Source organism: Brevibacterium oceani (assembly GCF_013623835.1).
Lineage (GTDB): Bacteria > Actinomycetota > Actinomycetes > Actinomycetales > Brevibacteriaceae > Brevibacterium > Brevibacterium oceani.
Map to the genome: position 1 here is coordinate 63,686 of NZ_JABKDE010000009.1, position 25,714 is coordinate 89,399.

Consider the following 25,714-nt stretch of genomic DNA (forward strand, 5'->3'; position numbering starts at 1 on the left):
ACTAGATCCTCGACCGATGAAACAGGCTCCCTCCGACCGTTTCGACCGTCGCCTGCTCGCGCCGATGATGCTCGGTGCGATGCTCAACCCGATCAACACCGCGATCATCGCGGTGGCTCTGACGCCGATCGGCATCGCCCTCGGCGCCCCTGCCTCCGAGGTGGTCTGGCTCGTCTCCGGCCTCTACCTCGCCACCGCGGTCGGCCAGCCCCTCGTCGGCCGCCTCGTCGACATCTTCGGGGTACGGACCCTCTTTCTCGCAGGCGGCGGGCTCGTCGCGATCGCCGGGACCATCGCACTGCTGGCACCAGAGACGCATGCGAGCCTGTGGTGGCTCGTCGCAGCACGCGTCATCCTCGGGCTCGGCACATGCGCGGGATATCCCGCGGCGATGCACATGATGCGCGCCGAGGCGACCCGCACCGGAATCGAATCCCCGGCGAGCATCCTCACGATCCTCACCGTCACCACCCAGACCGTCGCGGTTATCGGACCGACCCTCGGCGGCCTCCTCGTCGGCAGTTGGGGGTGGCGGGCGACCATCGCCGTGAACCTTCCGCTGGGGCTGGCGGGGGTCATCCTCGGTTGGCTGTACTTCCCGCGCAGGACCGGACTCGAGCCCGCGCGGTCCGATCGACCCCGCCTCGACTGGCCCGGCGTCGCCCTCTTCGCAGTCTCGATCCTCTCACTGCTCGTCTACCTCCAGAACCTCTCGCCGAGTCTGATCTGGATGCTGGCCGTCGCCGTCATCGCCGGTGCCGTGCTCGTGTGGTGGGAGCTGCGAGCCCCCGAACCCTTCATCGACGTCCGCGTGCTGGCCGGCAACGGGCCGCTGCTGCTCACATACCTGCGGTCCCTGCTCACCGCGACGATCTCCTACGTCTTCGTCTACGGGTTCACCCAGTGGCTCGAAGAGGGACGTGACCTCAGTGCGACCGGTGCAGGGCTCGTTCTGCTGCCCGTCTTCGCCGGCGGGATCGCGGTGTCGATCGCCTTCGGCCGCAGTCCCGAGGTGGCGTGGAAGCTCATTCTCGGTTCGATCGCGCAGCTGCTCGCCGGCGTCCTCGTCCTCTTCATGACCGACGGCTCACCGCTGTGGTTCCTCGTCATCGCGATGCTCGTCCTCGGCATCCCGCAGGGCCTGAATAACCTCGCGATCCAGACGACGCTCTACCATCAGGCCGAACCCGGGCGCATCGGATCCTCGGCGGGGCTGCTGCGCACCTTCATGTACCTGGGCGCGATCCTCGCCTCGGTCATCTACGGCAACGTCTACGGCACGCACGCGACGAGCAGCGGATTGCACATCCTCGGCTGGGTCGTCGTCGGCGTCGCCATCGTCTTCATCGCCATCACGGCCTTCGACCGCAGCCTCGCCGGCATCGGACGGACGTCCGCCGACGCCGGCAGCGACCGGAACGAGGACTCGACCGTCAGCTGATCCGCGCGATGACTCCGCCGACGGCGATCGCGTCCCCGACCTCGGCGAAGCGGCTGAACGTCCCCGATGTCGGAGCTTCGACGCGCGTCTCCATCTTCATCGCCGACAGCACGGCGACATCGTCACCGGCGTCCACTTGTGAGCCATCTTCGACGAGGTAATCGACGAGGCTGCCGGGAACGGGCGCGGTCACGTCCCCGGCGTTCTCGCCGCCGTCCCCATCCGCCGAGGCGGCCCCGCCGTTCCCGACTGTCGTCCCGTTCCCGGCCCCGCCGGCCGAGCCGAGGGCCGCGACCAGTTCCGCGGGCAGGCCGATGGTCGTGAGCTTCCCGTCGATTTCGATGCTCATCCGCTGGAGCTGGGCGTTCTCCGCCGGTGCCGGACGCTCCTGGGTGTCGAGGCGGGGGAGGAGCTCGGTCTCGATCCACTGCGTGTGGATGCCCGCGACGCCGTCGGAGCCGAGACCTGTGAACGCCTCATCGCGAAGGATCGCCAGCGAACAGGGCAACACCGTGGCCGGACCCTCGACCCTCAGCTCTGTGGCCGCGGTGATCGTCCGCGCGATCGCAGAATCACGGTTGGGACCTGCGACGATGAGCTTGGCGAAGAGCGAGTCGAAGGCCGGCTGCACGGCATCACCGGCCACGACGCCGGAATCCCAGCGCACGCCGGGGCCGCCGGGAACGTCGAGGGTCTCGATGCGGCCCGGAGTGGGCAGGAATCCGCGGCCCGGGTCCTCGGCGTTGATGCGCAGCTCGATCGCATGCCCGGTCGGCTCCGGAGTGGCCTCCACCGACAGTCCGTGGTCGAAGGCGATGCGGAACTGTTCGCCGACGAGATCGACCCCGGAGGTCACCTCGGTGACGGGATGTTCGACCTGCAGTCGGGTGTTGACCTCGAGGAACGTCATGGTGCCGTCGGCGGCGAGGAGGAACTCGACGGTGCCGGCACCGCGGTAGTCCACCTCGGCGCAGATCGCCTCGGCCGAACGATGCAGGCGCTCACGCTGATCGGGCGTCAGTCCCGGAGCGGGAGCCTCCTCGATAAGTTTCTGATTCCGTCGCTGGGCCGAGCAGTCTCTGTCGCCGACCGCCACGACGCGTCCCCGCCCGTCGCCGACGACCTGGACCTCGACGTGACGGGGCCGCTCCAAGAACTTCTCGACGAAGCACTCGGAGCGTCCGAACGCCTCGGCGGCCTCACGGGTGGCCGATTCGAAGGCTCCGGCCACCTCGTCGAGGTCGTTGACGATCTTCATCCCGCGCCCGCCTCCGCCGTGGGCGGCCTTGATGATGATGGGCAGCCCTGCCTCGGCGGCGAAGTCCTCGACCTCTCCCGCGTCCTTCAGCGGGCGGTCGATGCCGGGCGCCAGGGGAGCGCCGACCTTCTGCGCGAGCTGTCGGGCGGTGACCTTGTCGCCGAGGGCCGTGATGGTCGCAGCAGTCGGGCCGATCCAGGTCAGCCCGGCGTCCTCGACGGCGGCGGCGAAGTCCGCGTTCTCGGACAGGAAGCCGTAGCCGGGGTGGACGGCCTCGGCACCGGCGGTCTGCGCGGCGGCGAGGATCGCGTCGATGCTCAGGTACGTGTCCGCGGCGGTCGTGCCGGACAGCGCGAAGGCCTCGTCGGCGAGGCGCACGTGCAGGGCATCGGCGTCCTGATCTGCGTAGACGGCGACCGAGGTGTGCCCGTGCTCGGCGCAGGCGCGGATGATGCGAACGGCGATCTCGCCGCGGTTGGCGATGAGGATTCTCGACATTGTTCAGCTTTCGTTCTCGTGAGGGTAGGGCGCCTTGGCAGTGCCGTTGCTCTGGGCCCGGCGAGTACTCGATGCAAGGTGGTCGGCGGTGAAACGCAGCTTCACACCCGGGGGCAGCTGCGCGGCGAGGTCGAGGTCGTCGACGCTGGCGATGATCGGATAGCCGCCGGTGAGCGGATGGTCGGGGCCGAAGAGCACAGGCTGCCCGTTCGGCGGGACCTGCAGGGCACCGGTGACAGCGCCCTCGCTGGGCAGCTCACCGGTGCGGGCACGTTCGAGGACGACCTCACCGGACAGGCGCAGCCCGACGCGGTCGGATTCGTGGGTCACGATCCACTCCTGACCCAGCAGAGTGTCGATTCCGGCGTCCGTGAACCAGTCCTCGCGTGGCCCCAGGGTCACCGACAGCGTCACGGTCTCACCGGGCTGCGGCAGATTCCGGGGCGGTGCCGGGCGCGGATCGACGAGGTAGGGCGCGGTCTGCGGGTCGTGCAGGGCGAGGAGGGTGCCCTTCTCAGGCGTGGCCGGACCGAGCCCGGCGAGCGTGTCGGCCGAGCTGCTGCCCAGCGCCGTCTCGACGGCGATCCCACCGCGCAGCGCCAGGTACCGGCGGATGCCGCGTTCGACCGTGCCGAGTTCGAGTTCGTCACCGTCGACCAGGGCGAACGCCTCGCCGAGGCGGGGCGTGTGAACCGTGCCGTCGACCGCGGTCACGGTGATCGTGCCCTCGGCTCCGGTGACCGCGGCGACCGTATCGCCGGTGACGCGCAGGAGCGCACCCCCGCCGAAGCTCTCGAGCCCGGCCGCGGTCTCGGCATTGCCGACGAGGCGGTTCGCGCTGGTCAGGGCGCTGCGGTCGGCGGCTCCGGCACCCGAGACGCCCATCGACGCGAACCCGGGGCGCCCGAGGTCCTGGATAAGCAGTTGGAGCCCGGGTCGCACGACCTCGAGGTGGTGGGCTGCCGATACCGGCGATGCTGCCGGTGTTGCGCTCGCCGAGGTGGCCGACCCGGTGTCGTCGTGTGCCCCGCCATCCGTGTCGGAGGCAGCCGATTGCACCGCCTCGGCTGCCCCGTGTGTCGACGTTCCCACTTCGACGCTCTCGCGTCCCACGTCGGTGAATGTCACGATCGTGCCCGGTACGAACAGGGCAGGAGGTTCCCGGTCGAGGTCCCACAGTGTGGCGTCGGTGCGGCCGATGAGCTGCCACCCGCCGGGGGAGGAGCGGGGGTAGACGCCGGTGAATTCTCCGGCCAGGGCCACGGCACCCACGGGCACGCGGGTGCGCGGAGAGGACCGGCGGGGAACGTCGAAGAGATCGTCGTCGCCGGCAAGGTAGCCGAAGCCGGGGGCGAACCCGGCGAACGCGACCTCCCAGGTCGCGGCCTGGTGGCGGCCCACCACCTCGGTGGGGGAGACGTTGAGGAGGTCGGCCACCTCGGCGAGGTCGTCCCCGTCATAGATCACGGGGATGCTCACCTGGCGGGTCTCAGCCGACGTCGACTGGGTGAGGTCGAGCCCGCTGACGGCCTCAGCCAGGGCGCTCGCCCGAGTGCGGGATGGGTCGAAGCTGATGAGCACGGTGCGGGCGGCGGGGACGAGCTCGACGACGCCGGGCAGGTCGGCGGATTCGAGACTGTGGTGCAGGGTCATCGTCGCGGTCAGGTCGGCGCACTCGACGAGGAGGTGCCGGCGGGACGCGGTGCGGAAGGTCAGCCCGGTGGGGGCGGGTGTCGGTGCGGTCATCGGCGGTAGGTGTCTTCCGGTTCGTCGGTGATGAACATCTTCCCAGGTGAGTGGGTGATGGCGAAGGGCACGCCCGAGGCTTGGATCGCCGCCTGCGGGGTGACTCCGCAGGCCCAGAAGACGGGGATGTCGCCGTCGTTGATGACCGGCGGGTCGCCGAAGTCGGGGGAGTCGAGGTCGGTGATGCCGATCTGGGCGGGTTCGCCGATGTGGACGGGGGCGCCGTGGACGGCGGGGAAGCGGTCGGTGATGCGCACCGCCTCGGCGACCTGGGAAGCGGGGATCGGGCGCATGGACACGACCATGTCTCCGCTGATCCGACCGGCCGGGGTGCACGCGGTCGAGGTGCGGTACATCGGCACGTTGCGGCCGGCCTCCTGGTGTCGGATCGGGATGCCCGCGGCGGTCAGCCCGGTTTCGAAGGTGAAGGAGCAGCCGATGAGGAAGGACACGAGGTCCGGGTGGGTCTCCCACGCCGAGGTGGCATCGGCGACCTCGTCTGTGAGTTCCCCATCCGTCCAGATCCGGTAGCCGGAGATGTCGGTGCGGATGTCGCTGCCCGGGGCGAGGACCGATTCGACCTGCCCGGGTTCGAGGACGTCGACGATCGGGCACGGCTTCGGGTTGCGCTGGGTGAAGAGGAGGACGTCGAAGGCCCAGTCGACAGGCACGGCGATGAGGTTGGCCTGAACGAGGCCCGGCGCCAACCCCGAGGTGGGGCCGTCGAATCCCGCCCGGATACTCTCGCGGGCTTCCGCACCTGTGTTCATTTCCCGACCCCGGCGAACGCGGCGATCGTGACTCCTTCGGATTCGAGGAGATCCCGTGCCGCGCGGGCCATGTCGATCGACCCCTGGCTGTCGCCGTGGAAGCAGATCGATTGGGCGTCGACGTCGACGAGGCTGCCGTCGATCGCTTCGACCTGCCCGGTCTGCACGAGGCGCAGCACCCGGGCGGCCACGGCGTCGGGGTCGTGGAGGACAGCGTTCGGCTCCGACCGGGAGACCAGCGAGCCATCGGGGTTGTAGGACCGGTCGGCGAAGGCCTCGGCGGCCACGGGCAGTCCCGCCTCGGCGGCGACGCGGTTGGCAACGCTGCCGGCGAGTCCGAGGAAGACGAGGGAGTCGTCGACGGCTTTCACAGCGTCGACGACGACCTTGGCCTGTGCTTCGTCGTGGACGATCGCGTTGTAGAGCCCGCCGTGGGGTTTGACGTAGGCGACGGTTCCTCCGACGGCGGTGGTCAGGCCGAGAAGCGCACCGATCTGGTATTCGACCTGGGCCTGCAGGGTGGCGGCGGGCACGTCGAGGGCGCGACGGCCGAAGCCTTCGTAGTCGTCGTATCCGGGGTGAGCGCCGATGACGACTCCGCCGCGGGTGGCGGCATCGACGGTGGCGCGGATGCCCTCTGGATTGCCGGCGTGGAACCCGCAGGAGACGTTCGCGCTGGTGACGAGTCCGAGCATGGCGTCGTCGTCGCTGACCACCCGGTCGGGGACGTTCTCGCCGAGGTCCGAGTTGAGGTCGATGGTGGCGCCGGCGGCGCCCGTTTCAGTGGCTGTCATAGTCACCCTCCGATTCCGATCATGGCGAAGATGGGGCCGATCGACTGCACGGCCGTGTACCACGTGACCAGTGTTGCCGCGGTGCCGATGATGAGCAACCACTTCGGGTACGAATCCGTGCGCAGCAGGCGCGGCCGGAACCAGCCGATGTACATGAAGACCGTCAGACCGATCGGCAGGATGAGGCCGTTGAAGCCGCCGACGAAGACGAGCAGAGTGGCCGGCGCAGTGCCGAGGACGAGGTAGACGACAAGTGAGACGACGATGAAGGTCACGGTCGCCAGCTGCAGCGGCCAGCCGCCGCCGAGCCGTTTCGAGAAGGCGGAGAGGAAGGTCGCCGAGGTGTAGGCGGCGCCGATGACCGAGCTCAGTGCCGCGGCCCAGAAGATCGCCCCGAAGATGCGCATACCCGCGTCGCCGAGGACGGCCGCGAAGGCCTGACCGGCCGGGTTCGCCACGCTCGAGTCGAGGTCGAGGGCGACTCCGGAGGCGACGACGCCGAGGATGGCGAGGAAGAGGACGTAGCGCATGACGCCGGTGACAAGGATTCCCGACAGGGCCGAGCGCATGACCGAACCGGCGTTCTCCGGGCCTGTCTTGCCGGAGTCGAGGTAGCGATGGGCTCCGGAGTAGGTGATGTAGCCGCCGACGGTTCCGCCGACGATCGTCGTCACGGTGGCGAAGTTGATGGTGTCGGGCACGAAGGACTGCCTGATGGCCTCACCGACCGGCGGGTTGGAGACGATCGCGACGATCACGGTGAGGATGATCATCCCGATGCCGAGGATGAGCACGACGGTGTCGACGACCTTTCCGGCGCGCTTGAACAGGAAGATGCCGATGGCGAGCAGGCCGGTGACGAGTCCGCCGAGCTTCGGGTCGATGCCCAGAAGTGCGTTGAGGCCGAGGCCGCCGCCGGCGATGTTGCCGATGTTGAAGGCGAGCCCGCCGACGACGATGAGGATCGAGAGGATGATGCCCGTCCCGGGGATCGCCGAGGAGGCGAGCTGGGCGGCGCGTTTGCCCGATGAGGTGACCATCCGCCAGATGTTGAGCTGGATGGCGATGTCGATGAGGATCGACACGAGGATCGCGAACGCGAAGGCCGCTCCCATCTGGGCGGTGAACGTGGCCGTCTGGGTGATGAATCCCGGGCCGATCGCCGAGGTGGCCATGAGGAAGATGGCCCCGACGATCGCGCTGCGACTGATCTTCGCCCCGAGCTCGGTCTTCTGATCCGCGGACCCGGAGGCGATGGCGTCCGAGGTCGGTTCCGGCGGCTGGGCTTCCGGTGCGTCTGGCATGGGAGTCTCCGACTGTCTGTCTTGTCGATCTGGCTGGATTGTCAGTGTGGCTGGATTGTCAGCGGCGCGATGGCCGATCCGGCCGGGTGGCCGATGGTGCTCTGTGAGCGGTCTGCGGCTGAGAACAGTGGTGTCTGTGTCGTGGACCACTCGGTGAAGTGGTAAACAATCTAGCACCTATTGTTCAACAAACATAGACGCGGGTCACAATTTCTCAGAGAAATTGTTGACCGGAAGATGGATGTTCGCGCCGCTCTGTCATTAGGATGAAGGTGTGAATCACGACTCATCCCTGGTCAACAGGCTGACCGCCCGACTCATCGCCGGAGAGCTGCGTCCTGGGGGCCGTCTGTCCGAAACGTCGCTGGCCAAGGAATTCGATGTCTCGCGCAACACGCTGCGCGAGGCCTTCCGCGTGCTCGGTGAACAGGGGCTGGTCACTCACATCCCGCACCGAGGTGTCTCTGTGGCGTCGCCGAGCACCGCCGATGTCGTCGACATCTACCGGGTGCGCCATCACGTCGAATGTTCGGTGCTCGAGCATGCTCCGCGCAACCACCCGAATGCGGCGCAGATGGAAGCGGCTGTCGAGGTGGCCGAGAAGTCCGCGGCGGAGGAGAACTGGCTGGAGGTGGGCACGGCGAACATGGCGTTCCACAACGCCGTCGTCTCGCTCTCGGACAGCAGACGGCTGATGCGCTCGTTCTCGAACGTGCTCGCCGAGCTGCGACTGGCCTTCCTCAAGGTCGAGGTCCTCGACTTCCTCCACGCGCCCTTCATCGAACGCAATCGCGAGGTGCTCGAGGTCTACCGAACCGAGAGTCCGGCTGCCGCCGCGGCGAAGCTCGGCACGTACCTCGGGGATTCCGAACGGCAGGTGCTCGGCGCATACGCCCGCGCCGGCCAGGACTGAGCGATATAAGGCAAGTTCGGCACACTTCGCGCTGGGCAGCCCAGTTCGGAAACTGGGCTGCCCAGCGCAGAGTGTCCCTCTTGATCCCTCACCCGCGCCGCTGGCCCGAAACCCGCCGAAGCCCGGACCGCTTGAATGCGAAAGAACCGCTCCCGACGTGATGCCGGGAGCGGTTCTCTCTGTGCTGTGCGCCCCCCGGGACTTGAACCCGGAACCCACTGATTAAGAGTCAGTTGCTCTGCCAATTGAGCTAGAGGCGCGTGCTGCGCTCGCTGCGCAACGAGAATTAATATTACTCAGGTGTCGGACGATCATGCAAACCGAGATCGGCTCGTATTCGATTTTGTGATGAACGTCGCAAGCCCCAGGTCAGAGACCCCAGAATTCCGACCGCGCCGACTCTCAACCCACCGATGACGGGTCGCGCGGCACACCCGGTCCGACGGCTGTCACACCCTGTCCTGCCCCGGCCAAGACCCCTACAGGTACATCCCCGAACTCGACTGTTCGTCGGTCTCGGAGATCGCATGGACGTCGCGTTCGCGCAGCAGCACGTACAGCTGTCCTTCGAGCTCCACCTCGGCGAGCTCCTCCGGATCGTAGAGGACGGTGTCGCCGAGGTTGGCTTGCCGCACATGGGGCCCGGCCGCAACGACCTTGCCCCACACGAGGCGCTTGCCCATGCTGGCGGTGGCGGGGATGACGATGCCCGCCGAGGACTTGCGCTCTCCGGCCTCGGGGCCGGGTTCGAGCAGGATCCGGTCATGGAGCATCCGGATCGGCAGTGGCGAATCAGCCACGCTTGCGACCGGAGAGTCCGACGATCAGGGCGGCGACGCCGAGGACGGCACCGGCACCGAGGGCGATGATCTCGGGCTTGGGGGAGCCGTCCTCCTCGACGACCTCGGACTTGGCCTTGTTCACTGCGCGCGTCGCCAGCACCTTGGGGTGGATGCGGCCGACGAGCTCGTCGATGCTGTCAGCGATGCGCTCCTCGCGCAGACGGATCGACTCCGCGAGCTGTGCGGTTGTCGCCTGGTCGACGGTCACATCTGAGGTGTAGACGTTGTCAGTCATCGGGTCGAGTCCTCCCGGTCGAGAATGCAGATTGCGTCTGTGACCTTGTGCCACAGTGCTTCGCGTTCCAGCTTAGCGGCTGGGGGATGCGAGTGTCAGATATCGGGTGCGGTTCGGTGGAATCTTACGATCTCGACTTCTGCGTCAGTCGGAACCGCACGATCTCGACCTCCGCATCCGTCGGCATCGCGGGGTAGTGCCCGCGGAGGTTCGCGATGTAGCGGTCCACTCCGTCCGTTCCGTTCACCTCCAGATCGACCGGGCTGAGTTCCGCGACGCGTTTCACCGTCACCGAGGTGACGTCCACCGGAAGCGGATCGAGCTCCGTGTCCTCGAAATAGGCCAGAGCCTCACCCGCCGCGTGGGATTCGTTCCAGCGCACCGTCAGGGTCTTGGTCCCCGCGGCGACCGCCTCGGCGTAGCGGGCATGAAACCGCAGGAGCCGCAGCGGTGCCGCGTCCGGGTGCCGGTAGGAGTGGGGGAGGAGGGTCGGGATCGGTGCGATCGTGGGCTCGCCGGTGGCTTTGTCGGGCAGTGCAACGAGTGCGTCCGGGTGGAGGTCGAGGATGACCTGCCGGCACCGGCCGCAGGGGGCGAGCAGGCCGCGATCGTGGTCGCCGACTGCGGCGATCGTCACCAGCGGACCCGCTCCGGCCGCGGCGGCGGTTCCGATGGCGACGAGTTCGGCGCACGGTCCGCCGGTGAAGTGGTGGACGTTGACGCCGGTGTGGATGCGCCCGGACGTGTCCATTGCGGCCGCGGCGACCGTGTGGGAGGCATCGGCTCCGAGGCGGCGCGCGAGCGCTCCGGCCGCGTCGATGACGCGCAGTTCGGAGTCGAAAAGGTCCATGACTGCGATCTTAGGTCACAGATGCGTAGGTGATCCTGGGTGAGTGAAGGAAATCCTCGCCGAGGTGGCCGACCCCGTCCGTGGGTCCTCATTCCTGCTTGCCGCGGCGTCCCATGATGTAGATGATGAAGCCGACGGCGGCCATGCCGGAGGCGGCGAGGACGAAGACCGGCCAGGAGCTGACGATCGTCGACACGATGGATTCGCCGAACGACGTCGAGGGCTGCTGGTTCGCGCGCGGAGAGGGCTTGTCCCCTCCTGTGATGAGGTCGGTGTCGTCCTTCGGGGTAGGGGCGTCGGGGTTCTGCGGCACCGGGTCCGAATAGTCAGGGCGCTCGGCGTGGTCCTCGTCGCCGGGCAGCCATTCGTCGCCCGCGGTGCCGGGAATGGTCTCCCGTTCGTCGTCCTTCGAACCGTTGCCGTTCGACGGGTCAGGGGTGGTGTTGTCGCCGTCGGCTGTGCCGACAGGGGAGCCGTCCGGGTCGTCGGAGTCGTTGCCGTCGTCGTCCTTGGGCGACGAGTCCGAACCCGAACCCGCGGAATCCGAGTCGCTGTTGCGGGAGCCGTCGGATCGAGAGCCGGAGTCCGCAGTGGAGTTCTTATCGTCGGAGTTCTTGTCCGTCGACGAGTTCGCCCGGTCCCTGGACTCGGAGTTGCTGTTCGACGAAGAGTTGTTGTCCGACGCAGAATTGCTGTTCGAAAAAGCATCGTCCTCGTCCCCGGAACTGCCGCTGGCGTCGCTTCTCGCGGAGTCCGAACCATCGTCATCGCTGCTCGCCGAGCTCGACGAATCGCCGTCCGGAGAAGCATCGGTGGATGCGGCCCGGTTGCTGTCGTTCTCCCCGTCCTTGTCCGATGCCGAGCCTGCGGATCCATTCTTCGAGCCATCGGTGTCATTGCTGTCGGACCCATCGCCGGAGTCAGGGTATCCCCGGCCGGATACGATCGTGATTTTTCCCTCTTTGAGGTCGAGTGTCCAGTCTGGATCTCTGGTGAAGCCGGTGAAGACCACCGGATCACCTCCACCCTCAGGTACAACAGAGCCATCATCGGCGAGCTGTAACGTTTCTGGGACGGCGGCATCAGCAGCGGCTGAGGGCAGAGGGTGCCCGCTGTCATCGGTGTCTACGGCATTGTCAGCGGACTGCGAAGAGTTCTCGGAGTCGGTCGACGAAGAATCTTGGACCGGAAGGCTGACGGGGGTCCTCTTCTTGAGCTTGAATTTCTCGCCGGCCCAGTTCCTGGGCATGTTCCCTGCTTTGTTCTTGTCTGCAGTGTCCGCAGTCTTCAGCTTCAGAGTCTTGTTACTACTGCTCCAGTTTGCTTTCACCGGTTCCCTGACGGTGCAGGGCTCGGTGTTTGCCCCGTCAGCAGGGTCCTTGCACGCATCGTCGAGCTGATCGTCGCCATCGTTTGCGTTACCATCGCCGTTGTCATCCGTTTCGTCGGCAGATTCCGAATCGGCATCGGGGTTGCTGTCGGTGGCTTTGGGGCTGGGGCCTTCGGAATCGCCGCCGTCGGCACCACCGGAGGAACCTGCCCCGTCGGAAGTGTCGCTTCCATCCGCACCATCAGCCGCCTCGGCGTCGGCGGTTGAAGTCGAACCGGCCTCCGCGGACGGAGAAGGTGAGGGCTGCGCGAATGCGGGGGTGAACGTCGAGGACACAGGCAGTGCCACCAGGGCAAGCGCAGCGCCGATGGCGGCGATTCTGCGGTTGAACTGGTGTGAAACTGGCACTGCGTTCCTTAGCGGAGGGGATTCCGGCACTATGGGGTCAAGGGGACATGACGTTCAGACACATCGATCCCATCTTAATGGCTTGATCAGATGTGTTAAAGCCTGGGCTCGTTCGGCCGCAGGGACGGACGTCGGACCACTGTCCTGACCTGGACCTCGACAACCGATCCCCGGGCCGCCAGCCATCGAACTGCCGATCACCGGGCTACCTGTCCTCGGAGTCTGAGGTCTTCGAATACGAGCGGACCGTGGAGTCGTCGCCGAGGACCAGTGCCGAATCCCCGCCGTTGACGATGGCCAAGAGGTCGGTGTCGGTCTTGAACGCGTGCTTTCCGGCCAGCAGGCACGACGTGTTCGTGTCCATGGTGCAGGGGACGATGGTCCCGCGCGGTTCAGAGAGGTGGATGTCGCGGTTGGAGACATCCATGAGCAGCAGACCCGACTCGAGGTCGAAGAGATAGGGGCCGATATAGGCGCGCTGGCCGCCCTGACCGCGTACCCAGGACTTCTCGCCGACGATGTCGGTGGTCGTGGTCACGGTCGAGAGGATCGAGCCGTCCTTGAGGGAATGGACGACGAGCTGGATCCGGTGGCCGGAGTTCGTCGACGCGCCCTGTTCGCCCCACAGGGTGATGGCCTTCCCGTGCCCTGCGGAGATCCAGTCGATGATCTGCAGGTCGTCGGCGGGGCGTTCGAGGTCGATGCTGCGTTCGTCCCCGGTCTTGACGTTCTTGGCTTCGACCGGTCCGTTCCAGTCGGAGCTGAAGAGCTCGTCGTCCTCGATCGCCATCGGCGTCGAGCCGGCTTCCGGGGTCGGCACGTTCTCGAGGCCGTCGGCCCCGAAGGTGGAGAGCTTGTTGCCGGACTTGATGAGGACGCTCGTGCCGGCCGAGGTGATGCGAGCGTTCTCCGGCAGCCGATAGGACTTGGGCTTCTTATCACCGTCGAAGAGCGCCTCGGCGGTGTCGCCTGCCTGCCACAGCAAGGCGGGACGGCCGTCGATGACGGTGTCGACGGCAAATGTCGGGGCCTCGCTGATCTTCGCTTCGTAGCGGGACTTGCCGGTGTCGGAGTCGAGGACTTCGAGCTTATTCTTATAGACGAGGAGGACGCCGCGGTCCGAGGCGGTCACCGACGCCTTCTTCGGCACCTTGGCCTCCCAGGTCGGGGAGTTGTCGAAACTCGGAACGACGTCGTTGGTTTTGTCGACGGAGAATTCGGAGGCCGGATTAATCTGCTGCTCTGAGCCGATCGTCTGCGGCGAATCATCATCGTTGACGGGGACGATGTTGGGAACGACGAACGCCCCGATCATGAGGATCGCCAGCCCGATGAGGACCAGACCGGGAACGGTGACCTTCCTCAGTCGCTGCGGACGGCTCCGAGCGGAGCGCTTCCGCACTCGGGTCTTCTTCACTGCGGGTGCCGCGGGTGCGGCCGGGCCGGAGAACGGGGTCCCGAGCGGATAGCCGTCGCCGCCGCTGCCCTTCTGTTGGGCGCTGTCGTCGGACGGCTCTCGGTCTTCGGAGCCGGCATCCGTGGTCGCGTTGCCGGCGGCCCCGGCGGCGCCGGCGGGGGCTGTGGCGGCGTCGCGGGAAGCAGCGCTGTCGCCGGATTCGGCGGCGGCCGCCTCGGCGGGGGAATCGTCATGGTCCTCGTCTGCGTACCGCGCGCCCGCGGATTCCGAAGTCCCATCCGCGGAATCCGCTGACGGAGCGTTCGCACCCGACGAGGAGTCGGGCGGGGGACTCGACGAGGTCAAGCCCAGCCGTCCGTCCTTGTCGATGACCACCTCGGCGGTCTGGGTGCCGTCGTCGATGGTCACGGCCAAGGGTGTTTCGGTCTCTCGGGCGTAGTCGCCGAGGTAGGCGATGGCCTGTCCGGTGTCCGAATAGCGACTCGTCGCCCCGTTGAGGGAGATGTAGGTGAACCCGTCGTCGGAGACGGAGATCAACGCACGAGTCATGTACAGGGTTCCTTGAGTGATATCGAGGACAGGGCCGAATCAATCCTAATGAATGTCGCTGGGTGCTCCTACCGGTTTTCCGAAACCGTTATACAACGCTACTGAATCGTTGCACGTGAGGAGATCTCTGTCTCATTGTTCAGTATGACCGGTTCTGGTTTGCCCGGCTGAGGTCCTGAGGTTAAGATGTATCTTGCTGTCTGCGCCTGTATGCAGACATAGTGGTGGGTATAGCTCAGCTGGTAGAGCGCCGCGTTGTGGTCGCGGATGTCGCGGGTTCAAGTCCCGTTACTCACCCCGATTAAATCGCCCCGCGATCCCCGAGAAATCAGGGATCGCGGGGTTTTTCTTATGCTGCGGAATCGTCTCTGCCCATGTTTTGCCCAAGTTTCAAATCACGAGCACGGTTCAGCGCCTCGGCCACGACCGTCAGATCCTCGTCCCACAGGTCCGCGTACACGTCGAGAGTCATGGCCGCCGAGGCGTGCCCGAGCATGCGCTGGACGGCCTTGACGTTCGCGCCTGCCTGCACCGCCAACGATGCCGCGGTATGCCGGAAGTCGTGAGGCGTAATCGAGGCCGGGACACCAGCCGCCTCTTTGCCGCGCTTGAACCACCGCTCATTCGATCGTGCATGCCGAAGGAACCCGCCCATCGGGGCCGGGAATAGCAAATCATCAGGGCCCTTGCCGTCGACCTGCTCGGCCATGAGGTCATCGAGGAACGCCGGGTACTCGACCTCGCGTAGCTCGTGCGTCTTCGGAGTCTGCACATGATGCTTGCCCTTCACGTACACCGCGTTCTCGACGATGCGCAGCCGCCGGCGCTTCACGTCCGTGCGCGAGATCCGCAACCCCGCGAGCTCACCCCAGCGCAGGCCGGTGTAGCAGGCGACGTAGACGAGGCAGTCGCGCCCATTCGATCCCTCGGCGAACTTCGCCACCTGCTCGTGAGTCATGTAGATGTGCTCGGTCCGCCGTCGCTTCGGAAGGTTGTCGAGGTCGGCGGCAGGGTTGACGGGGATGAGGCGGTCCCGCATCGCATCACCGAGGATCCCGAGCAGCGCACCGTGGGCGCGGAGCACGACGGTGGGGGAGCGGGTCTTCGACATGGCGGCCACCCAGTCGGCGACGGCGGTGCGCTTCACGTCCGCGACTCGCACGTTCTCCCACACGGGCAGAACATGGATCCGCAGCGCCTGCTCGAGTCCGGTGCTCGTGGTGATCTTGAGGTGCGATTGCCGTGCTCGCCACGGTTCCGCGAGTTCACCGACCGTCACCTTCCCCTGCGTCGGGTCGACATACGTGCCGTCTAGCTTCGAGACCTCGACGGTGTTGAGGAAGATCTGCGCGTCCCGCTTCGTCTTGAACCCGCGCCGGTCGGTCGGCTTGCGGTCGGGTTTGGTGTAGCGGACCCTATACCGTTTGCCCTTCTTCGTTTCGTAGGGTTCGATCGTTGCCATTTCTGAGTCTCCGTAGTCGGTTGACGAGCACCGGTTCCAGCCATGCGGCCTCGGGGTCGTCGATTAAGGCGTTGAGAATCTGGAAGTACGACGTCGCGGACATGTCGAACCGTTCCCGGATCGCGTCATCCTTCGCGCCGCCGTACCGTGGGTGCTGCTTCTCGAGCTTGAGGATCTGCCGGTGTAGGTCGTTCATCGGTCGCAGAACCCTATGTCGCGGATGAGCTCGACGATCTGCTCGGCCTCGTCCTCGGTGACGTCGTGGTCGGCGTTCGAGAATCGCGTGATCGTGCTCTGCGTCAGCTTGTCACTATCGAGGCTTGTGCAGGTGTTCCGTGCGTTTCCGCGAGCGCCTTGGTCGGCGATGGCGGGATTGATCTCATTAAGGTCGTCGCGGAACTGCGCGAACTCCTCGTCCGTCATGTCCGGCGGCGCGGCGCTCGTGATGGCTTCCTGCACGCGCTCGTCCTCGGCGCGCTTCTCGGAGATCTTGACGAGCACCGCGGCGACGACCACGACAAGCACGATCGCGCCGACGATCGGGAGCAGGATGCGGTTGACGCGCCGATTTCGGGCGGCCTTATCTGAGGTGGGCATGGGCTTCCTTTCCAAGTGGGGTAGCGGGTCAGCCGTGGCGGGCTGCACCGATGAGCGCAAGCAGGGCGCGTTCGTTCGGGTGGAGGAACCGCAGGCGGTCCTCTAGGACTTCGGGCGTAACCCATAGTTCGTCGGCGGCCTCGTGGGCGTTGTGCGCCCATTTGAACACGTCGACCAGGGCATCCCAGGTGATGAGCTTCTGCGCCGCCAGGCGGCGGGTAGCGTTCTCCTCGGCGACGGTGGGTTTCGTCGTGTGCCCGAGGTCGATGTGCGCGAGCTCGTGCGAGAGTGTGCACCGTCGCTCGACCTGAAGCTGACGCGGTTCCATCCAGATCGCCGAGCTGCCGTCGGTGAGCCCGCGAACACCTGGCGGGAGATCCGCCCAGGTGAGTTCCAAGTGTTCCCGCGACCTCAGCTCGCGCCACGGGTGATAGTGCTTCCTTGCCATGACCACACCATATGAAGTGGGGGTGACACGACGATGGTGGCGCTAGTCCTAGCCGGACTTGGCGGCGAGTTCGCGGGCCTTTGTGCGGCGCTGTTCGAGTCGTCCCCATGTCGTCGAGCCCTGGTCGTGAGGGTCGCCGGCGGCGTACCTCTGGCGCTGAGCCTCGTAGCGGTCGATGAGCGCGATCTCGTCGGCATACTGTTTTCGACGCCGAAGGATGACCGAGGCCCGCTCGGTGTATCCAGGAGGTGGCGGTCGGTTCTCAATCGCCGCCGTCCGTTCGCTGGCCTCAATGATCTCCGTCAGCAGTTCGAGGCCCGCGTCATCATCCTTCTCCTTGCGGAGCTGGTTGAGGCGCGGCACCAAGTCGACGTAGAACTCGCCGCGGACCATTCCCGCCTGCCGGGCAAGGTGTTCGGTGCGCCTGCTCTCCTCGAGCTCATCGAGAATGTCGGGCGACTGCGCACTGGGGCGTGGATCCGGCGCTGGCTCCGGTACGGAGGGCTGCTGGCTGGGCGGCTCCGACTTCGGTGTGAATAGTCGTTTGAGCCAGTTCATTGCGGCTCCTCTCCCAGTTCGCTGGCCTCTTTGTCGAGGCGTTGCTGTTCGGTCATGTTGCCGACTTCGTATGCGGCAAGGTCGTAGTCACTCGCCTTCGCCGGCTTCCCGCCGGCGCGCTTCATGGAGGTGGCACTGCGTTCACTGCCATCACCTGCCCTTTCAAGATCGTGTATCTGTCGGTTCTGCTTGACGAGCACACGAGCCATTTCGATCAAAACGCGACGCTGGTCTGCGTCGAGAGTGTCAACATCGGGCGGCAGCTGATCCGCGAATGGAGCCTGCGGGAGCGGTAGGCCGGCGACCCGGTACGCGATCTCTTTCGGCACGCTGGCGAGTACGGCCAGGGCGTCGACGGTTTCGCGCTTCGGGGTGGACATGTACTTGCCGCTGTAGATGTTGTCGAACGTCGTGTACGTCAGGGTGAGCCCATGCTTCGCGGCGATCCGACCGAGTGCTCGCCCCCGCTTGCCGTCGTGGCGTTCGGATGCGAGTCGGGCGAGATCCTGCAAGGTCTGGGGTTCGTCTGACATGGCTTCATCCTCGTTTGGATTGTTCTACTGGTTCAAACATTATTACCAGCGGTTCATACAAGTTAGTTGTCAGTTTACGGCCTAGTTTCAAGGGTTTCGCGGGGTGGTGTTGACAAGTGAATGACGAATGGTGCAGACTCTACTTGTCAGATCGAATCAAGGAGGACAGAATGAACTCATACCAATTCGCCGGGGCGACTCGAGCGAAGCAGCGCAAGCGGCCACGAAGCCGTTATCTCAGGGAGGTGTACATGCGACCGATCAACCGCGAACGACTCGCAAGGCGTCGAGTCGAAGCGGGGTTCACTCAGCGAGAGCTCGCCATGCTGTGCAAGTGCACGCAGGCCGCGATCTCCGCACTTGAGACCGGGGCGATGGTGAACTGCTCAGCGGATCTCGCGAAGCAGATCGCCCGTCGACTCGATCGCGACTTGGAGGAACTGTTCGACTCTCACGACGGCGCTCGCGTGGCCAGAGTGACAAACGCAGTGAAATCCAATCGACAAAATGACCGCCTCGCGGCATGAAATGAGCCCGCATCTGCGGGAACAGATACGGGCTCTCGATCCAGAAAGGGATCAGCACATGACAAACGATATCAGCACACTCGTCCCGATCCGGGACCATGACGGCCAGCAGGTCGCCAGCGGTCGAGACATGCACGCCTACCTCGGCGTCAGCTCGAACTACACGACGTGGTTCGACCGCATGGTCGGTTACGGCTTCGTCGAGGGCCAGGACTACGTTTCCATTTCTGGAACCGTACCCACCGGACGCACCGACCGGACCTATACGCAGATCGACCACGCCGTCACGGTCGACATGGCGAAGGAACTCGGCATGATCCAGCGCACCCCGGAGGGCAAGCGCATCCGCCAGTACTTCATCGAGGTCGAGAAGCAGGCGAGGGAAGCGCAGGCAGTCGCCGCACCATCCGGCCCCGAGCTTGTCGCTCGGGCGCTCATCGAGGCGCAGTCGATGCTCGAGGCCAAGGACGAGAAGATCGCGACCCTCGAGCCGAAGGCGCGGGCGTGGGATCACATCGTCAGCTCGGAGGCTTCCTGGTCGTTCAACGATGCGGCCAAGTTCCTGTTCGAGCACAAGCAGATCGTCGTCGGCGAGAAGCGCCTGTTCAACCGCTGCGTTGCCTGGGGATACCTGTACCGCGACCACAAGCGACGCCCCCACGTCTACCAGCGCTACCTCGAGCAAGGGCTCTTCGCGGTCAAGGCTCGCACCTACCGCGACCACGAGACCGGCGAGGTCTTCGAGTCCTCGGCCCCGCAGGTGCGCATCACCGGCAAGGGCCTGGACACGATTTACCGCCGACTGACGGACGGGCAGCTCGAGGTGTCGGCATGAACGTCCACGTCGCATTCGACTGCGGGGGATGCGTCCCCGAGTCTGCCGCCCAGCACCACCGGAACACCTGCACCCTGTGCCACGAACTTAGGAGCCAGTCATGAACCCGACCCTCGGAAAGCGCCACCTGAAGCTCGCTAACAACACCGAGTTCACACGGAATATGCACCCCGAGACGCTCAAGAACTCGAACGACAGGCTGTGGTTGAAGTTCGACGAGCAGGCCGCCGGGGCTGTTGACGCCACGGATGGAATCTCCGGCGACGACCTCGCACGCATCGCGGCATTCGAGCCGAAGCGCGAACCGTCCCTGTGGTCCGACGTCCGCAAGGAGGGAGCCAGCAATGTCCGATCTGCTGCCTGACGAGGAAGTGGCGCGCCAGCTCAACATCTCGAAGAAGCGCCTGCAGAACCTCCGCACCTTGGAGCGCGGCGAGGCGCACGACCTGATTCCCGAATGGGTGGAGACAGGCACGTCATGGCGACCACGAGTGCGCGGGACGGCACAGGAAGCGATCGACGCATGGAAGCAACGAAACACGAGAGGCGGGGCCGCCGCATGACGAACCGAACACCGATCCAAGCGATCACAGCGAACTTCATCACCAACTACGTCGGCATGCAGGACCACTCGGCCATCCACCTCGAGGGCGCACTGGCGGACGGGTCGACATTCGACCACGCCATCAGCATCGACTCGGCCCGGGAACTGCTCGGCGACCTCGAGGAAGCCGTCGACGCCGAGGAAGAGCACCGCAACGTCGGGGCCGCCTTCGCAATGGATCGAGGTGCCGCATGAGTCGCGCACCCATCCACCGCAAGCGCCGCATCTGGTTCATCTGGACCCCGATCGTCGTGCTCGCCATGGTCGCCTACTTCGGCTCCTACTTCATCACACCCACACTCAACGGCCTCGGGCTCCTGGCGATGCTCGTCGGCTTCGGCGCCATGGTCGCCATCACCAAGGAAGGGACAACGCTATGACCTTCACATACTCCGTCGACAGCACCGACGAGGCCGCATGGCACGCCGCCCGCAGCACCACTGATGACGGGCAGATTGTCGTCACCGCATCCGAGGTTGCGGCCCTGGCATCGGGTGGCACGTCCACGTGGGCGAACCTCCGCGCCGAGAAGGCCGGCGGCAAGTCCCGATGGGGCGGCAACGAGTACACAGAATGGGGGCACGAGCGGGAGCCGGTTATCGCCGGAGCAGTCCACGCCCTCTACCCGCAGCTGCTCGCGAACACTCGACTCGTCATCAGCGACGACGATCCGCGCTGGCGTGCCACACCCGACATGATCGGCGAGACCGGGGACATGCTGTGCCAGATCAAGACCGTCCTGTGGGCCGGTGAGAAGTGGGTCGCCTTCGACGTGCCGAAGCGGTACTACGACCAGTGCCAGTGGGAAATGCTCGTCACCGGCGCGACCATCAACCTCCTGGCGGTCGAGTACTACGACCGGCTCGAGGATGGCGTGTTCGTCCCGACGTTCCTGTTCGAGGATCCGCACATCATCCCCATCGAGCGCGACGACGCCCGGATCGCCGAGATCATCGCCATCGCTGAGCAGTTCGTCGGCATGGGCGAACCGGACACGCTCGACCTGTACCTCGCCGACTACGCCCGAGCCGACGCCCGGGAGAAGGCAGCGAAGGCGGAGAAGGAAGCGGCCCGGAAGCTCATCGCCAAGGAGATCGCCGAACGCCCCGGCGGGAAGTACGTCTCCGACCTCGGCAGTGTCACGCAGGGCCAGGACACGACGAAGACCGTGACCGTGCTCAACGAGGCACGACTCAAGGAGAAGGCCCCGAAGACGTGGGAACGCTACGTCGAAGAACAGACCAAGACCACGAAGGGGCGACTGACCATCACCCCCGCGAAAGACAAGGAAGCAGCGTAATGACAACCGAAATGACACAGCATGGAGGGTCCGAACTCGCACTCGGTTCCGACCAGACATTCTGGACACCGAACCAGCGGGCCGTCCTCTCCCAGCTCGGAGTGAACCGGGCATCCGAGGAAGACCTGGCCGTGTTCTTCCATCAGGCGCAGCGCACCGGGCTCGACCCGTTCGCGAAGCAGATCTACATGATCGAGCGCCAGGGCAAGCAGACCATCCAGACCGGCATCGACGGCTTCCGACTCATTGCCCGTCGCACCATCGACCGCACTCATGAGGACTTCGGCTACCGCCCGACCCTGTGGTGTGGCCGCGACGGCCAGTGGCGCGACGTGTGGCTCGAGAATGAGCCGCCGGCAGCCGCGAAGGTCGTCGTCGTTCGTGGCGGACAGGAGTTCGACGCGATCGCCCTGTTCGAGTCCTATGCGGGTCGGAAGCGCGACGGGAACCTCAACAGCATGTGGTCGACGCAGGGCGCACACATGATCGCGAAGTGCGCCGAGGCGCTGGCATTGCGTAAAGCTTTCCCGCAGGATCTCTCCGGCCTGTACACGGCGGACGAGATGGCACAGGCGGACAACTCGCAGACCATCACCTCGCAGGTTCAGCGTCCCCGTCCTCAGCAGCAGGCACAGCGGCAGGGGAGTGGCCGTGACTGGCTGGCCGAGCTCGACCAGTGCGCGACTGCTGAGGATGCCCGGAAGCTGTACGCCGAGTGCTCGGCTGCCCGGGAGCTGACGAAGGAGATCGCGGAGCAGATCACCACCGCCGGGCGCACTCTGGCCGCGACGGAGAGCCTGCAGTCCGATGAGGGCGAAGTCGTCGACGGGCAGTTGATCGACGATGACGGCGTAATCCAGGACAACGCGGCATGAGCCGCACCATCAACCACCACAACATCAAGGAGAAATAACCATGCCAGACGCACCGATCCGAATCGACGGACGAATCGTCACCGAACCCCGCTACAACACCGTCAACGGCAAGGACGTCGCGAACCTCCGCGTCCTCGCAGGACGGTCGAAGAAGCTCGACAACGGCGACTATGAGAAGCAGTCCGAGACCGCGTACAACGTCGCATTCTGGGGCGACTACGCGCACCTGGTAGCCAACCTCGCCCCGAACAGCGGGGACAGCGTGATCGTTCACGGCACCGTCACGGGCCTCGAATCGTATGACGGCCAGAACGGGCAGTCGTTGTCGGCGAAGGTGTCCGGTGACGGGCTTCGCGTGTTCCCGAAACAGCAGCAGTCGGGCGGCGGGTTCAGTGGTCAGCAGTCCGGTGGTAACTTCGGCGGCCAGCAGTCGGGCGGGTTCCAGTCGGGCCAGCAGACCCAGCAGTCGTCCGGTTGGGGTCAGAACCCAAACCAGGGCCAGGACGCATGGGCCGCGCAGGGACAGCAGGGAGGTGGCACCGATGCGCCTCCGTTCTGACTCCACCACCTGCAAGACCCCCGGCTGCACCCGGGCGCCGAGGGCCGCCGGCTTGTGCCGTCCTTGCCGTACACGCGAGATCCACGGCTCAGACGTCGTGATGACCCACACGGCAGGCGAGGTCCAGCACCTCATGCGCCGGATCCTCGACCACTACCCGACAGCCCGGGACGCGATCGGTGCCTGCGGAATGTCGAGCGAGACGTTCTATCGGATCATGCGCAAGGATTCCCGAGCGTCGCTCAAGACGCCCACGTATCAGCGCATCATGGCCGCCGCCGAGGTGCTCAACGGGCTGCCGATCGAGTCGGAGCCGGGCGCGATCACCTGGCCGGAGGTCGCAGAATATGCGACAACTCCCGAGGGGCTGGCGTTCATTGTGCAGTGCCGGGCGCCGAAGGTTATTGGGCGAGCAGCATGAGCTTCATCAAGATCACCACGATGTACTCCGAGGACTACGAGATCACGAGCATCACAGAGCAGAACGTAGTCTCCGCCAAGGATGCGTTCGGCAACCGCGTCGAACGTCTCCGGGCCCGGTCGAGTCGACACGAAGCCGACGCGAAGAAGCTGACGATCCTGATTTATCCGACCGATGTAGTCGACTACTCCCAGCTGCTCCAGTATGCCGACACCCTCGCGGGGTTCGGCGACTACCAGCCAGGGCTATTTGAGGTGACGCCATGACCGAGCTCATCGTCAATGTTCCCGATAACGAGTGGTTGTCTTCGAATCAGCGACTCCACTGGCGACCGGAACGGCAACGGAAGCGGGCACTGCGCAACCGCGGCATGATGCTCGCACGTCAAGCCGAGCTGATCGTCCCGACGCCCGCGATACTCATCGTCGAGGTCGGTTTGCGCACTGGCGGCAGGGCGGATCCGCCAAATGCGGAGCCGACCGTGAAGTGCCTCATCGACGGCATCGTCGACGCCGGTGCGATTGCGGATGACAACAGCGACTTCATCACCAGCACTACCTACCGCCGCGGCCCCAGAGTCACCGAGAAGGGCTGGCGACGCATCCACCTCAAGTTCATCGACCAGCACGTCCCATTCTGAAAGGCAGATAAGCATGGCGAATATCCACTCACAGAACATCGTCCACTGGCTCGCAACAGGAGAGCGCGGCGTCTCGTCCGAGGCTATCGTCTCGCATCTCACCGGAGTCCCGGTGGGCGGCCGCCCAGGATCTGGCGGATATCCCTACGATCCCGCCGACTTCAACCGATGCCACAAGCTGCTTGAACGGTGCCCCCAGCTACGTATCGAGCTTCACCGCATGGCCGAACTCGGCCCGGTGTGGGCATCGCTCGTCGAGCGCTGGGACAACATCACTCGCCTGTTCCTGGCCGAGGTGGAGCAAGGTACAGGAAGGGCGCCTCGCACATACAAGGTGATGCAGTCCCTGCGCGAGGGCGGACGAAAGCAGGAGGCCCAGGCATGATCCCGAAACTCGAAGGCCCGATCCGGCCCGGCGCCGGCATCTCGTTCGACGCACAGAACACCATGAACGGCGGATACGCCGAAGCGCCCGACGAGGCCAAGCGCAACGCATCCTTGCATGCCGTCGCCGAGGCCCGCGACTTGGACGAGCGGCGCACGTTCCTCGCCATGCTCGGGCTACTCCCACCACGACCACAGGAGGGAACACCATGCGGATCCGGTCGGTGAAGCCGGAGTTCTGGCGAAGCCCCGACGTGAGCGAGCTGTGCATCGAGGACCGGCTGCTGTTCATCGGACTCTGGTCGTATGTCGATGACAACGGTGTGGGTCAGGATCGGGTGTCGACGATCTGCGCGGATCTGTTCGCCGATGACCTTTCGCGAGATCCTCGCGAGTGTCTCGCGAGGGTATCCGAAGGTCTCCGGAGGCTGTCCGAAGCGGGCCGAATCGTTCGCTACTCCGTCGAGAAACGCGACTACCTCGCCATCGACAACTGGGCGAAGCATCAGCGCATCGACAAGCCGAACAAGGCACGCTATCCCGGCCCCACCAGCGATAACGCACAGATTCGCGAGACCCTCGCGGAATCCTCGCGAGAGACTCGCGACATCCCCGCGCCTGGAACAGGGGAACAGGGGAACAGAGGAACAGGGGAACAGTTCTCTTCGTCGCAAGTCGCAAGCGACCCGCGACCCGACGAGCCGGATCCCGAACCACGCCCCGACGTGGATGAACTCCTCGACCTGCTCGATGCCGAGATCGAAGCCAACGGCAACCGGCCACCGAAACGCAACAAAGGAAACCGGGACGCCATGCGGCTCCTCCTCGACCGAGACAACGCCACCGAGGAGCAAGCGGCCTACGTCATCCGCTGGTCCCAACAGGACCAGTTCTGGAAGGCCAATATCCTCTCAGCCTCCAAGCTGCGCGAGAAGTTCCCGCAACTGGTCGCGAAGATCCGATCCGAAGCCGAACGACCAACGAGGCGGGACCAGCCCCGCAACTCAGCCGATGAGCGCATGGAACGCAACCGGGCCGTCATCGAGAACCTGCGCCGCATCGAAGAAGAACAAGACCGAACCATCCAAGGAGAACTGCTATGAGACTCAGTGAAGCCGGCGACGTCCTCACCCTCATCAGTGCCTACGACAATCGCAACTTCAACGAGGAGACCTCCGCTGCCTGGTACGACCTGCTCCACTCGTACTCGCTGGCCGAGGCCAAGCACGCGGTGAAGAAGCACTACGCCGAGTCCCGAGACTGGCTGATGCCCGCCGACGTTCTGCGCATCATCAAGACCGAACGGCGTGCGCGTCTAGCGAAGGTGGAGACCATTGCCCCGTCCCGAGCGGACATGACCAGCACGGCAGCCGAGCTCGAAACGACGAAAGCACTGTCGAAGGCGATCGCATCGGGAGAGCTCACCCCGGAGGCGTATGAGGACTATGTGCGCGGCAATACTCCCTGGGCGACCTACAGGCGGGGCCTGCGCGAGCTGAGAGCCGCATGATCCCCGCCCTGATAGCCGCCATCGTCACAGGATGCGCCACGGCGGCGATTCCAGCCGCTATCCCACACATCGAGTCGCATCTGACTCGCAAGCGCCTACAACGGGC

34 protein-coding genes and 2 tRNA genes are annotated in these 25,714 nt (G+C 65.5%); 19 read left to right on the forward strand and 17 right to left on the reverse strand.

The window, feature by feature from the left end; genetic code table 11:
- The first annotated feature begins 16 nt into the window (after nucleotides 1-16).
- Nucleotides 17-1,441 carry an MFS transporter gene (locus tag HK401_RS17630; RefSeq protein ID WP_219922054.1) on the forward strand — a complete coding sequence of 475 codons (1,425 nt, stop codon included), beginning with the start codon at nucleotides 17-19 and terminating at the stop codon, nucleotides 1,439-1,441.
- On the opposite strand, the gene HK401_RS17635 is transcribed toward HK401_RS17630, so the two are convergent.
- Genes HK401_RS17635 through HK401_RS17655 form a run of 5 tightly spaced genes read right to left on the reverse strand, consistent with a single transcriptional unit; the run spans nucleotide 1,434 to nucleotide 7,811 of the window.
- Entirely contained in the window at nucleotides 1,434-3,197 is a 1,764-nt protein-coding gene (locus tag HK401_RS17635) for an ATP-binding protein (protein WP_181275956.1), read from the reverse strand. The two genes, HK401_RS17630 and HK401_RS17635, sit on opposite strands and share 8 nt — an antisense overlap.
- 3 nt (nucleotides 3,198-3,200) lie before the next feature.
- The gene (locus tag HK401_RS17640; protein WP_181275957.1) at nucleotides 3,201-4,943 is read right to left on the reverse strand and encodes a 5-oxoprolinase subunit B/C family protein; all 1,743 of its coding nucleotides are present in this window, start codon (nucleotides 4,941-4,943) and stop codon (nucleotides 3,201-3,203) included.
- Entirely contained in the window at nucleotides 4,940-5,713 is a 774-nt protein-coding gene (locus HK401_RS17645; protein WP_181275958.1) for a putative hydro-lyase, read from the reverse strand. The genes HK401_RS17640 and HK401_RS17645 overlap by 4 nt, the downstream gene beginning before the upstream one ends.
- The gene (locus HK401_RS17650) at nucleotides 5,710-6,507 is read right to left on the reverse strand and encodes a LamB/YcsF family protein (protein ID WP_181275959.1); all 798 of its coding nucleotides are present in this window, start codon (nucleotides 6,505-6,507) and stop codon (nucleotides 5,710-5,712) included. The genes HK401_RS17645 and HK401_RS17650 overlap by 4 nt, the downstream gene beginning before the upstream one ends.
- A 2-nt stretch (nucleotides 6,508-6,509) precedes the next feature.
- Nucleotides 6,510-7,811, reverse strand: coding sequence for an NRAMP family divalent metal transporter (locus tag HK401_RS17655; protein ID WP_373563662.1), 1,302 nt, complete (start codon nucleotides 7,809-7,811; stop codon nucleotides 6,510-6,512).
- Between the two features lie 274 nt (nucleotides 7,812-8,085).
- Between HK401_RS17655 and HK401_RS17660 the strand changes: the two genes are divergently transcribed.
- Nucleotides 8,086-8,724 carry a GntR family transcriptional regulator gene (locus HK401_RS17660; RefSeq protein WP_181275960.1) on the forward strand — a complete coding sequence of 213 codons (639 nt, stop codon included), beginning with the start codon at nucleotides 8,086-8,088 and terminating at the stop codon, nucleotides 8,722-8,724.
- A gap of 187 nt (nucleotides 8,725-8,911) precedes the next feature.
- On the opposite strand, the gene HK401_RS17665 is transcribed toward HK401_RS17660, so the two are convergent.
- From HK401_RS17665 to HK401_RS17690, 6 genes are all read right to left on the reverse strand, one after another.
- Nucleotides 8,912-8,984: transfer RNA gene (locus tag HK401_RS17665), tRNA-Lys, on the reverse strand.
- A 219-nt stretch (nucleotides 8,985-9,203) separates the two neighbouring features.
- The gene (locus tag HK401_RS17670; RefSeq protein ID WP_181275961.1) at nucleotides 9,204-9,524 is read right to left on the reverse strand and encodes a GroES family chaperonin; all 321 of its coding nucleotides are present in this window, start codon (nucleotides 9,522-9,524) and stop codon (nucleotides 9,204-9,206) included.
- Nucleotides 9,517-9,801, reverse strand: coding sequence for a DUF3618 domain-containing protein (locus tag HK401_RS17675; RefSeq protein WP_181275962.1), 285 nt, complete (start codon nucleotides 9,799-9,801; stop codon nucleotides 9,517-9,519). The genes HK401_RS17670 and HK401_RS17675 overlap by 8 nt, the downstream gene beginning before the upstream one ends.
- Before the next feature lie 124 nt (nucleotides 9,802-9,925).
- The gene (locus tag HK401_RS17680) at nucleotides 9,926-10,651 is read right to left on the reverse strand and encodes an ASCH domain-containing protein (RefSeq protein ID WP_181275963.1); all 726 of its coding nucleotides are present in this window, start codon (nucleotides 10,649-10,651) and stop codon (nucleotides 9,926-9,928) included.
- An 88-nt stretch (nucleotides 10,652-10,739) separates the two neighbouring features.
- Complete coding sequence (locus HK401_RS17685) at nucleotides 10,740-12,389, reverse strand: hypothetical protein (RefSeq protein WP_181275964.1); 1,650 nt, start codon at nucleotides 12,387-12,389, stop codon at nucleotides 10,740-10,742.
- 205 nt (nucleotides 12,390-12,594) lie between these two features.
- Nucleotides 12,595-14,355 (reverse strand): hypothetical protein, encoded by a 1,761-nt coding sequence (locus HK401_RS17690; RefSeq protein ID WP_181275965.1) that lies wholly within the window; start codon nucleotides 14,353-14,355, stop codon nucleotides 12,595-12,597.
- A gap of 224 nt (nucleotides 14,356-14,579) precedes the next feature.
- On the opposite strand from HK401_RS17690, the gene HK401_RS17695 reads away from it, so the two are divergent.
- Nucleotides 14,580-14,652: transfer RNA gene (locus HK401_RS17695), tRNA-His, on the forward strand.
- Nucleotides 14,653-14,704: 52 nt separating this feature from the next.
- Here HK401_RS17695 and HK401_RS17700 read toward each other — a convergent pair.
- Genes HK401_RS17700 through HK401_RS17725 form a run of 6 tightly spaced genes read right to left on the reverse strand, consistent with a single transcriptional unit; the run spans nucleotide 14,705 to nucleotide 17,953 of the window.
- Nucleotides 14,705-15,817 carry a tyrosine-type recombinase/integrase gene (locus tag HK401_RS17700; protein WP_181275966.1) on the reverse strand — a complete coding sequence of 371 codons (1,113 nt, stop codon included), beginning with the start codon at nucleotides 15,815-15,817 and terminating at the stop codon, nucleotides 14,705-14,707.
- Complete coding sequence (locus tag HK401_RS17705; protein ID WP_181275967.1) at nucleotides 15,771-16,013, reverse strand: DUF3263 domain-containing protein; 243 nt, start codon at nucleotides 16,011-16,013, stop codon at nucleotides 15,771-15,773. The genes HK401_RS17700 and HK401_RS17705 overlap by 47 nt, the downstream gene beginning before the upstream one ends.
- Nucleotides 16,010-16,414 (reverse strand): hypothetical protein, encoded by a 405-nt coding sequence (locus tag HK401_RS17710; RefSeq protein WP_181275968.1) that lies wholly within the window; start codon nucleotides 16,412-16,414, stop codon nucleotides 16,010-16,012. Before HK401_RS17710 ends, HK401_RS17705 begins: the two co-directional genes overlap by 4 nt.
- A 28-nt stretch (nucleotides 16,415-16,442) precedes the next feature.
- The gene (locus HK401_RS17715) at nucleotides 16,443-16,862 is read right to left on the reverse strand and encodes an ImmA/IrrE family metallo-endopeptidase (RefSeq protein WP_181275969.1); all 420 of its coding nucleotides are present in this window, start codon (nucleotides 16,860-16,862) and stop codon (nucleotides 16,443-16,445) included.
- 48 nt (nucleotides 16,863-16,910) lie between these two features.
- On the reverse strand, nucleotides 16,911-17,420 hold the full coding sequence (locus HK401_RS17720) for a hypothetical protein (RefSeq protein ID WP_181275970.1): 510 nt from the start codon (nucleotides 17,418-17,420) through the stop codon (nucleotides 16,911-16,913).
- Nucleotides 17,417-17,953, reverse strand: a complete 537-nt coding sequence (locus HK401_RS17725; RefSeq protein ID WP_181275971.1) for a hypothetical protein — start codon at nucleotides 17,951-17,953, stop codon at nucleotides 17,417-17,419. The genes HK401_RS17720 and HK401_RS17725 overlap by 4 nt, the downstream gene beginning before the upstream one ends.
- A gap of 170 nt (nucleotides 17,954-18,123) precedes the next feature.
- Between HK401_RS17725 and HK401_RS17730 the strand changes: the two genes are divergently transcribed.
- The 16 genes from HK401_RS17730 (at nucleotide 18,124) to HK401_RS17805 (ending at nucleotide 25,608) form a co-directional block, all read left to right on the forward strand.
- Nucleotides 18,124-18,480: a helix-turn-helix transcriptional regulator gene (locus HK401_RS17730; RefSeq protein WP_181275972.1), complete on the forward strand. Its 357-nt coding sequence runs from the start codon at nucleotides 18,124-18,126 to the stop codon at nucleotides 18,478-18,480.
- A 58-nt stretch (nucleotides 18,481-18,538) separates the two neighbouring features.
- The gene (locus tag HK401_RS17735; protein WP_181275973.1) at nucleotides 18,539-19,315 is read left to right on the forward strand and encodes a phage antirepressor KilAC domain-containing protein; all 777 of its coding nucleotides are present in this window, start codon (nucleotides 18,539-18,541) and stop codon (nucleotides 19,313-19,315) included.
- Nucleotides 19,316-19,415: 100 nt separating this feature from the next.
- A complete protein-coding gene (locus HK401_RS17740) occupies nucleotides 19,416-19,679 on the forward strand; it encodes a hypothetical protein (RefSeq protein ID WP_181275974.1) in 264 nt (87 codons plus the stop codon).
- Nucleotides 19,660-19,878, forward strand: coding sequence for a hypothetical protein (locus HK401_RS17745; protein WP_181275975.1), 219 nt, complete (start codon nucleotides 19,660-19,662; stop codon nucleotides 19,876-19,878). The genes HK401_RS17740 and HK401_RS17745 overlap by 20 nt, the downstream gene beginning before the upstream one ends.
- Nucleotides 19,875-20,114, forward strand: a complete 240-nt coding sequence (locus tag HK401_RS17750; protein ID WP_181275976.1) for a hypothetical protein — start codon at nucleotides 19,875-19,877, stop codon at nucleotides 20,112-20,114. Before HK401_RS17745 ends, HK401_RS17750 begins: the two co-directional genes overlap by 4 nt.
- Entirely contained in the window at nucleotides 20,111-20,299 is a 189-nt protein-coding gene (locus HK401_RS17755; protein ID WP_181275977.1) for a hypothetical protein, read from the forward strand. Before HK401_RS17750 ends, HK401_RS17755 begins: the two co-directional genes overlap by 4 nt.
- Entirely contained in the window at nucleotides 20,296-21,219 is a 924-nt protein-coding gene (locus HK401_RS17760) for a YqaJ viral recombinase family protein (RefSeq protein ID WP_181275978.1), read from the forward strand. The genes HK401_RS17755 and HK401_RS17760 overlap by 4 nt, the downstream gene beginning before the upstream one ends.
- Nucleotides 21,219-22,094 carry a phage recombination protein Bet gene (bet, locus tag HK401_RS17765; RefSeq protein WP_181275979.1) on the forward strand — a complete coding sequence of 292 codons (876 nt, stop codon included), beginning with the start codon at nucleotides 21,219-21,221 and terminating at the stop codon, nucleotides 22,092-22,094. The genes HK401_RS17760 and bet overlap by 1 nt, the downstream gene beginning before the upstream one ends.
- Before the next feature lie 40 nt (nucleotides 22,095-22,134).
- Nucleotides 22,135-22,653: a single-stranded DNA-binding protein gene (locus tag HK401_RS17770; RefSeq protein ID WP_181275980.1), complete on the forward strand. Its 519-nt coding sequence runs from the start codon at nucleotides 22,135-22,137 to the stop codon at nucleotides 22,651-22,653.
- 100 nt (nucleotides 22,654-22,753) lie between these two features.
- Nucleotides 22,754-23,074, forward strand: a complete 321-nt coding sequence (locus HK401_RS17775; RefSeq protein WP_181275981.1) for a hypothetical protein — start codon at nucleotides 22,754-22,756, stop codon at nucleotides 23,072-23,074.
- A complete protein-coding gene (locus HK401_RS17780; protein WP_181275982.1) occupies nucleotides 23,071-23,340 on the forward strand; it encodes a hypothetical protein in 270 nt (89 codons plus the stop codon). Before HK401_RS17775 ends, HK401_RS17780 begins: the two co-directional genes overlap by 4 nt.
- Nucleotides 23,337-23,714, forward strand: coding sequence for a hypothetical protein (locus HK401_RS17785; protein ID WP_181275983.1), 378 nt, complete (start codon nucleotides 23,337-23,339; stop codon nucleotides 23,712-23,714). The genes HK401_RS17780 and HK401_RS17785 overlap by 4 nt, the downstream gene beginning before the upstream one ends.
- A 13-nt stretch (nucleotides 23,715-23,727) precedes the next feature.
- Nucleotides 23,728-24,099 (forward strand): hypothetical protein, encoded by a 372-nt coding sequence (locus HK401_RS17790; protein ID WP_181275984.1) that lies wholly within the window; start codon nucleotides 23,728-23,730, stop codon nucleotides 24,097-24,099.
- Nucleotides 24,096-24,326 (forward strand): hypothetical protein, encoded by a 231-nt coding sequence (locus tag HK401_RS17795; RefSeq protein ID WP_181275985.1) that lies wholly within the window; start codon nucleotides 24,096-24,098, stop codon nucleotides 24,324-24,326. The genes HK401_RS17790 and HK401_RS17795 overlap by 4 nt, the downstream gene beginning before the upstream one ends.
- Nucleotides 24,327-24,352: 26 nt before the next feature.
- Entirely contained in the window at nucleotides 24,353-25,201 is an 849-nt protein-coding gene (locus tag HK401_RS17800) for a phage replication protein O (RefSeq protein WP_181275986.1), read from the forward strand.
- The gene (locus tag HK401_RS17805) at nucleotides 25,198-25,608 is read left to right on the forward strand and encodes a replicative helicase loader/inhibitor (protein WP_181275987.1); all 411 of its coding nucleotides are present in this window, start codon (nucleotides 25,198-25,200) and stop codon (nucleotides 25,606-25,608) included. The genes HK401_RS17800 and HK401_RS17805 overlap by 4 nt, the downstream gene beginning before the upstream one ends.
- Nucleotides 25,609-25,714 lie beyond the last annotated feature (106 nt).